9 protein-coding genes are annotated in these 7,720 nt (G+C 49.4%); all 9 read right to left on the bottom strand.

Going from position 1 to position 7,720, the window contains the following annotated elements; translation table 11 throughout:
• Nucleotides 1-109: 109 nt before the first annotated feature.
• A complete protein-coding gene (locus OB13_RS12560) occupies nt 110-838 on the bottom strand; it encodes a VIT1/CCC1 transporter family protein (protein ID WP_461490514.1) in 729 nt (242 codons plus the stop codon).
• A 201-nt stretch (nt 839-1,039) separates the two neighbouring features.
• Nucleotides 1,040-1,672: a TlpA disulfide reductase family protein gene (locus tag OB13_RS12555; RefSeq protein ID WP_461490513.1), complete on the bottom strand. Its 633-nt coding sequence runs from the start codon at nt 1,670-1,672 to the stop codon at nt 1,040-1,042.
• Between the two features lie 52 nt (nt 1,673-1,724).
• Entirely contained in the window at nt 1,725-2,618 is an 894-nt protein-coding gene (locus OB13_RS12550; protein WP_461490512.1) for a DoxX family membrane protein, read from the bottom strand.
• Nucleotides 2,619-2,773: 155 nt separating this feature from the next.
• Nucleotides 2,774-3,142: a hypothetical protein gene (locus OB13_RS12545; protein ID WP_461490511.1), complete on the bottom strand. Its 369-nt coding sequence runs from the start codon at nt 3,140-3,142 to the stop codon at nt 2,774-2,776.
• A 77-nt stretch (nt 3,143-3,219) separates the two neighbouring features.
• Complete coding sequence (locus OB13_RS12540; protein WP_461490510.1) at nt 3,220-3,633, bottom strand: DUF6691 family protein; 414 nt, start codon at nt 3,631-3,633, stop codon at nt 3,220-3,222.
• Nucleotides 3,634-3,726: 93 nt separating this feature from the next.
• A complete protein-coding gene (locus OB13_RS12535; protein ID WP_461490509.1) occupies nt 3,727-4,284 on the bottom strand; it encodes a YeeE/YedE family protein in 558 nt (185 codons plus the stop codon).
• 20 nt (nt 4,285-4,304) lie between these two features.
• Nucleotides 4,305-5,135, bottom strand: coding sequence for a sulfite exporter TauE/SafE family protein (locus OB13_RS12530; RefSeq protein WP_461490508.1), 831 nt, complete (start codon nt 5,133-5,135; stop codon nt 4,305-4,307).
• A gap of 379 nt (nt 5,136-5,514) precedes the next feature.
• Nucleotides 5,515-6,162 carry a Crp/Fnr family transcriptional regulator gene (locus tag OB13_RS12525; RefSeq protein WP_461490507.1) on the bottom strand — a complete coding sequence of 216 codons (648 nt, stop codon included), beginning with the start codon at nt 6,160-6,162 and terminating at the stop codon, nt 5,515-5,517.
• A gap of 200 nt (nt 6,163-6,362) precedes the next feature.
• Nucleotides 6,363-7,712: an MBL fold metallo-hydrolase gene (locus OB13_RS12520; RefSeq protein ID WP_461490515.1), complete on the bottom strand. Its 1,350-nt coding sequence runs from the start codon at nt 7,710-7,712 to the stop codon at nt 6,363-6,365.
• Nucleotides 7,713-7,720: the final 8 nt, after the last annotated feature.

Here is a 7,720-nt window from a genome sequence, read left to right as displayed (position 1 = left end):
CTATAGCATAAAGTAACGCCAACGTTCTACCAGTAAAAAGCCTTCCCCTATAGCAGGGAAAGGCTTTTTGTTTTCTGGAATCAAATGCCTCTTTATCGGAAGATGCTCCTTACAGAAACACCCGCTCCAGCACATCGCCCACGATGTAGGCCAGCGAGGCAGCCAGGCCACCTAGTAAAAGGGTTTCGGCGATTCCGCCCAGCATGTTTCGTTGCGTCACGATGCTTTTCAGGCTGCCCACGAGCACAAGGGCAACTCCGGTCAGCAGGCCGGAATAAAGAAACAACTCCGAATTGTTCATGGACTTATCGCTTCCGGCAAAAATATAGGCCAGCAAAGGTATGGCTCCGACCAGGACGAAGCTTAGAAACGTGACAGCAGCTGTTTTGACAGGCGTTTTATCATCCTTGATCATTTCAAGTTCCTCCTTCATCATGGTATCCACCCATACCTCTTTATCGGCCGTGATCACGTTGACGACGTTCTCCAGCAGGTCGCCTTTGAACCCTTTTGCTGCATAGATTTCGCGGATCTCATTCTTTTCCGTCTCCCCGAGGTTGTCCACCTCCCAATATTCAATGGCCTTGTGCCTGTCGAAGTTATCCCGGGAGGCTTTGGTAGAAAAGAAGTTTCCGACTGACATCGAAAAGCCATCTGCGATAAGATTCGCCAGGCCCAGAATAATGACCACCGCTATACCCAGGCTGGCGCCTTCCGCACCGGCCACTACAGCAAACGTCGTGATGGCCCCGTCTATGCCACCATACACAAATTCTGAGATGTACTCCTTGTTGAAGAAAAGGATTTTGTCGGTTGAGTGGATTTTTCGCTCCAGCATAGGCTTGCTTCTGAGGTATGCGTTCGGATTAACTTCAACTAAATTAACCAAAACAACTCGCCGGCCTTTCTGAAAACAGAAAAAAATGTAGTGTATTTTGTTGGTGCACAGGTGTTTGTCCGTGTGCGTGGCGAAACAACAGGTATACCGGTAAAAAAATAAGCTGGCTGTCCAGGAGATCAGCCAGCTTATGAACCGGAATTACTTCACCATGCTTTGCAGGTACTCCCGCACTTCCGGGGTGTCGTACTCGGCCATACCTTCCTGCCGGGCCACGATCTTGCCTTCGGGCGAAATTATGAAAGTGGTCGGGATGGCGTTGGAGTAAAACTCTTCGGGAAACTGACTGGCCGGCATGTATACCGGGAAGGTATAGCCTTTCTTGTCGATGAATTTCTTCACCTTGCCCATGCCGCCTTCATCCACAGAAAGCATCACGAAAGCGATTTTGTCAGAGCCTACTTTTTCATACAATTTCTGGATATTGGGCATCTCTGCTATACAGGGCGGGCACCAGGTTGCCCAGATATTCAGGAAAACAACCTTTCCTTTCAGGCTTTCAAACGGCACTGTTTTGCCATCCAGCCCGATCATCCTGAAGCCGGCACCCACCATAGCCGAAGAGCCAGCACCGGAAGTTTCCACTGCGTTGATAGCGGCCGACGTGGTGACAGGATCGGGCACACTGGCGTTTTTGATGCCGGTTGCCAGCAGCAGGCGCTGTACCTGGCCGATGGCCTCTGTATGTAATCCTGTCAGGTATAGTATCCCGAAAATGGCGAGGGTGACAGCCCAGCCAGGTATGTTTTTGATTGAGAATTTATTTTTGGTCATGATATTCTTCGGATTGAAATAACTGTTTTAATGACTTGATTTCTTTTGCTGCTTACAACTCTACCGTTATAAATCCCTGCTGCTGCAGGTCAAACATATAGGTTAAACCGTTTGGTATAACTTCCACACCGTCAAGCAACATAGCAGGTTCGATGTTGAGCTGTTTGAGCGACAAACCACATACTTTGTAAGTGACGCCTGCTGCTTTGCCTTTCTCGAACTCCTGCTCCATTTTACCTCCTTTTAAAAACGCTTCCACTGATTTGGAGCAGGCCATTACCACAAATTTATCACGTTTGTAGGGGCTGTTGGACGTAATGGTCTCCGCTGTATGTACGGCCGCCTTCAGGTGGTTAGGTTGACTGATGAGCACAGCATAGTTCTTTTTGGCAGCAATTGTTACATAACCTTGTGGTATGGTTGCCTGGGCGACTGTAGTGCCCGTGATGCTAAGTAACACAACCAGGCCTGTTGTCAGTACGGCCAAATACTTACCTGTATGCAGGGTACTTATGCCGGCTTGTGTCTTCTTTTTAAGGTCCATTAACTGGTCCAGTCCATAATAAACTGCTCCGTTCACGATAAAAAAGAGAAGCATACCGATCAGTGCTATGTTCTTGAGCAACGGTCCGCTACCAGCGGCACTCCCTACCTGTACGGTAAGGGTGATTGGTATCAATAGGGCCAGCAGCAGAAGCGCAGCCAGTTTGGTTTTGAAGCCGGACAACAGCAGAATGCCCCCAATCACCAGACCAATACCCGAAAGTAAGACAAGCGATTCGGCAGGGGCCATCCAGGTGGCCAGGTGCCCAAAAGATGCTTTACCCAGTCGGGTGGCTGCACCGGCTGTATCGAAAAGATGGTTGAGACCGGCTGTTATAAAGATAAGGCTGCCCATGATGCGTAGCACCAGGAATGATATTTTTTGCAACGGAGTAATGTCCATAAGTTGAGATTTTAATTCTTAAAATAAATGAAGCAGAGGTACAGGGTATCTCTTTTCCTCGGGTATGAGGAATTACAGTCAACATGAACATCAGGAGATTGATTATGCGAAAACCATCCTTTTGTCAGCTGTACTGGCATTTTGCTACAGGAATATTAAGAAAATCTCGGTGGGTCGGGTTCGGCTTCGAGGCTGGGAGGGAGGTGCTTTTTGCCGGCAGGAAGGTGCACCTGCTGCAGGAGAGCTGCTGGCAAGATGGCTGCCGGCACCATTTCCGTCAATACCGCATAGACAGGATGGCTGCACTCTGGAGCAAAATTGGTTCCGGACTGTTGCTCAGAGTGCGTCTGGTGTTTCAAGCATTTCTTGGCACATGTACGTTTTACCTGGCGCTGCCCGGCTGTGAGTGTCTCTGTCAGGTCACGTTGCTTGGCACATAGCATGCCGTTCACGCGCCCGCCCGGTTGGGAGAGGGTGAGCAGCAAAAGCAGCAGGCTGAAAAGAAGCAACAGGTGACACTTCATGGTTTCGTCAGGATAGAACAAGCAGGTATAGAATCAATGCCTGTTCCGAAATACGTTGTGCAAAGGTACGATTTTTTTCAATGCGGCAGCCTGTCCTTCAGAACGCCATACAGGTAAGTGCCTGCCAGCGCGCCACCGATGGCAACCAAAATAGCCCAGTAACTATACCCGATGTTCACGAACATAGGTCCGGGGCAGGCGCCTGTCAGGGCCCAACCCAGTCCGAAAATGATACCGCCAATCAGGTAGCGCGGTACCGACTTTTCTTTTGGGGTGAACACGATCGGATTGCCCTGTATGTCGCGCAAGTTGTATTTTTTGATCAGGAACGTAGCAATCGTACCGAGCACCACAGCTGTACCGATGATGCCATACATGTGAAACGACTGGAAGCGGAACATCTCCTGGATACGGAACCAGGAAATAGCTTCCGACTTACTCATCACGATGCCGAACAAGATGCCGGCTATTATAAATTTTATACTTTTCACTTCTGGAGGAAATTAGATATCTGTACTGTTAAAAAGCAGTTCTTTCTGTAGTTAACGGCTGCCTGTTAATTGATTACTGCTAACTGTTTCCTGTCAGAAAAGGAGTGGTAGCAGGATAAAGGTGGTGATCAGGCCTCCGATGAAGAAACCGATTACCGCAATCAGGGAGGGAAGCTGCAGGTTTGATATTCCGCTGATCGCATGCCCCGAGGTACAGCCACCAGCGTAACGTGCACCAAAACCTATTGCAAAACCACCCAGCAGCAACACCAGGAATCCCTTTACCGTGAAAAGTGCTTCAAGGCTGAAGATCTCTGCAGGCTGTATGCCATTCGGAGCCGAGATACCCAATGTGCTCAGGTCTTCTATTGTGGCTTTTGATATCTGCACGGCTTCCCCGCTTGAAAGAAATTCTGAGGAGATAAAGCCGCCCACAATGGCTCCTGCCAGGAACAGCAGGTTCCAGCGTTGGGAGCGCCAGTCATAATCAAAGAACCTGACATGCCTGCCTGCGCCGCAGGCAGAGCAGATGGTGCGCAGGTTGGAGGAGAAGCCGAACGACTTACCGAAAAACAACAGCAAGACCATTACGAAGGCGATCACAGCGCCCGAGGTATACCACGGCCATGGTTGCCTTATAAACTCTAACATATCTCTATATTTTTAGAAGGTTAAGCGAAGAAAATTTCTTTAATGATGATATAAATGCCCATCACAAGGACAAACCAGCCAAAGGAAGTCTTCAGTTTATCAGCGGCCACTTTGTTGGATAAGAATGAGCCAATGAAGATACCGGCGATGGAAATGGTAGAGAAAACAGCCAGGAACAACCAGTTGATCTCATAGTTGTAGATATCTCCTAAGAAACCAAACAGTGACTTGACGGCAATGATCAGGAGCGACGTACCTACTGCCATTTTCATATCCAGTTTGCTGAACAGCACCAGGGCAGGTATGATCAGGAAACCTCCGCCTGCACCTACCATACCCGTCAGTGTTCCCACGATCAGGCCTTCAGCCAAAATGCCGCCGTAATTGAACCTGGGCTCCGGATGTGGCATGTCAAGGTGCTCGTGTGTTGCATTCTCATCCGTGGGTTCAACCTGCTTCTTCTTTTTGATCATGCTGATCGATGCGAACACCATCAGGCCAGCAAAAAGCAACATCAGCATGACACCTTTCGTCACCACCAGCTCACCAAGGGTAAACAGATTATCCGGTATGGCTGGCACGATATACCGTCGGGTAGCATACACAGCCACAATAGAAGGTATACCAAAGACGATGGCCGTCTTCAGGCTCACCAACCCTTTTTTGTAAAATTTGTAGCTGCCTACCAGGCTGGTCAGGCCCACGATAAAGAGAGAATAAGCCGTGGAGATGACCGGGCTGAGTCCCAGCAGATACACCAGTACCGGCACCGTCAGAATGGAGCCGCCTCCGCCGATTAGTCCGAGTGAAAGCCCAATGAAAAGGGCCGCAAAATAACCTAGTATTTCCATTGAAATAGTGATTTTCGATTCATCTGCAACAAAGGTATGAATTGCAGGAAGGGTATACGGTGACTATTATCACAGAGAAGTTAAAGAGTTTTAGAGTTGAGGAGTTCGGAAGTTAAAAAGCTAGAAAGTTAGAAAATTTTGGAGTATTTAAAAACGGTATTGGCTTCTGCAGAACCATATCATGCAATTGCTATCAATATGCTGAAATGTTGAGAAACCCGCGACCTACACAGAGTAGCTTATTAAAGCTTTGCCAGTTGAAAAGTTAGATTAAATCAATTTGTCGCCTGCATGCAATGCATCACTCCCAGTTTGTACTTGCCCTCTAACTTCTTAACTTCTTAACTCTTCCCTCCCAAACTCCCAAACTCTCTAACTCCTAAACTCTATCCAGGTCATGCACTTCGATGTAATTGCGGTGCAGCGTGACGGCGCCGGTTTGCTCGAGCTTTTTGAGCAGGCGGGAGATCACTTCGCGGGAGCTGTTGAGTTCAATGGCTATGCGCTGGTGGGATAAACGGACTTCTTTGCCGCTTACTTTTACATGGCGCCTCAGGTAAAAGAGCAGCCGTTCATCCAGGCCTTTGAAGGCAATGCTGTCCAGTGTCTGAAGCAGCTCTTCGAAGCGCTGGCGGTAAGAAGCAATCACGAAATTGTGCCAGCTCTTGTACTGGGCCAGCCAAAGTTCCGAGAGGTGGGAAGGTACGAGGATAACTTCAGCGGACGTGACGGCCTTCGCCATGATCTGGCTCTGTGCGTCGCGGGCAGTACACATCATAGAAAGGGCGCAGGCATGACCCGGCTCCAGGTAGTACATCAAAAACTCATTGCCTTCTTCATCTTCGCGGTATACCTTGAGCAGGCCGCTTAGCAGCAGTATGGTCGAGCGGATGTACTGGCCGGTACGTACTATTTCTTCACCCTCTTCTACCTCTTTGATGGTGCTGTGCGCCATGATCTCGTCCAGAAGCGACTGCTCAAACTGGGGGAATTGTTTCAGGATTATGTCTTTCTGTGGAAGGTCCATACGCATTATTGGATGTTCGTTTGGCTGGAATAATACATACACGCAGTGGTAAGCGAAAGGTACTTTAAATGCAGGTATACTTTACCTCATTAGCTTGATCAGGACGTTGGTCATGTGTACCGCTTTCAATATACGTACTAAAATAAAAAACCAGTTCGGACATTGTCTGCGTCCGAACTGGTTGGTAGTAGGGTGATAGATTATTTAGATCCGTTTTTGAAGGTATGGATAGCTTCGCCCAGGTCCAGTACCCGAGTACCAGGAAGGGCTGCCTCTACTATGCTGCTACCTGCTGCTGAGCGGTAACCGCCTGCGCAATGCACTACCACCGGTTTGTCAGCCGGAATCTCGTTGGCCCGCTCCCGAAGTTCCGGCAACGGGATGTTGATGGCTTTCTCAAAGAACCTGCCACCTTGAACTTCCGAAGTATTCCGAACATCCACGATGGTATACTTGTCCTGGTGCCGGCTGAATTCTTCCACATCCAGGATCGGGGATGAAGTTTCGGCGGCAACATCCTGAACAAAAGCCCCATCGATCAGCTGTTCGTAGCCAATTTTGGCAGCTTTGCTTACCAGATTGCTCAGTTCTTCCTCGCTGGCTGCTATCAGGTAGTAGTGCTCGTCCGGCCCGACTATACTTCCCAGCCAGGTTTCGAATTTGTTCCCGTTCTGAATGTTGAGGGCACCTTTTACGTGACCTTTTTTGAAAGTCTTTACATTACGCCCGTCAACTACGAGGGCTCCGGCGGGAGGCTGGTAGTTTTTCTCCCTTCTCTTCACATTCTCCAGGCTAGACTGGTAAGCAGGGGCTCCCTGTTTGTTCAGGTCCACGTCGTAACCAAAATATTTAGGTATGAACGGCTGGTCTTCCGTTAGTATCTTTACAAACTCCTCCTCGCTCATCGGCTGCAGGGCGTAGTTGCTCTTTTTTTCAGCGCCTATGGTGCTGCTGCTGGCTTCGCTCAGGTCTTTGCCACAAAGCGTACCGGCACCATGCGCAGGGTATACAAGCACGTCATCGTCCAGCTTCATGAGCTTTTCACGGGTGCTGTGGTACATCTGGCGAGCCAGTTCTTCCCGTTTGGCTGTGATATTGCCGGCGCTTTCCCGCAGGTCCGGCCGGCCGACGTCGCCTATAAAAAGAGTATCACCCGTAAACACGGCCTTGTCCCTGCCTTCGTGTTCCAGCACAATGCTGATGCCGTCTGGGGAGTGACCTGGCGTATGAAGCGCTTTCAGCTTAACCTCCCCGATCTGCAGTTCGGCCCCCTCATCCAGGGACTGGTGCGGATATGCAGCGCCAACCAGGCTGTGGGAATACAGGGTAGCACCGGTCTTTTCGTGTATCTCCACATGTGAACTGACAAAGTCAGCATGCGGGTGCGTCTCGATCACCCCTACAATTTTAGCCTTGTTGGACGCAGCATAATCGTAATAGGGTTGCGGATCTCGGGCCGGGTCTATCAGTATAACTTCACCTGTCTTCTCGCACAAAACAGCGTACGCATAATGCGCTAAGCCTTTGTCTTCAAACTGTTGAATTTTCATGGGGTATA

The sequence above is a fragment of the Pontibacter sp. HJ8 genome (assembly GCF_054824225.1).
This window is presented reverse-complemented; position numbering and strand designations above follow the sequence as displayed.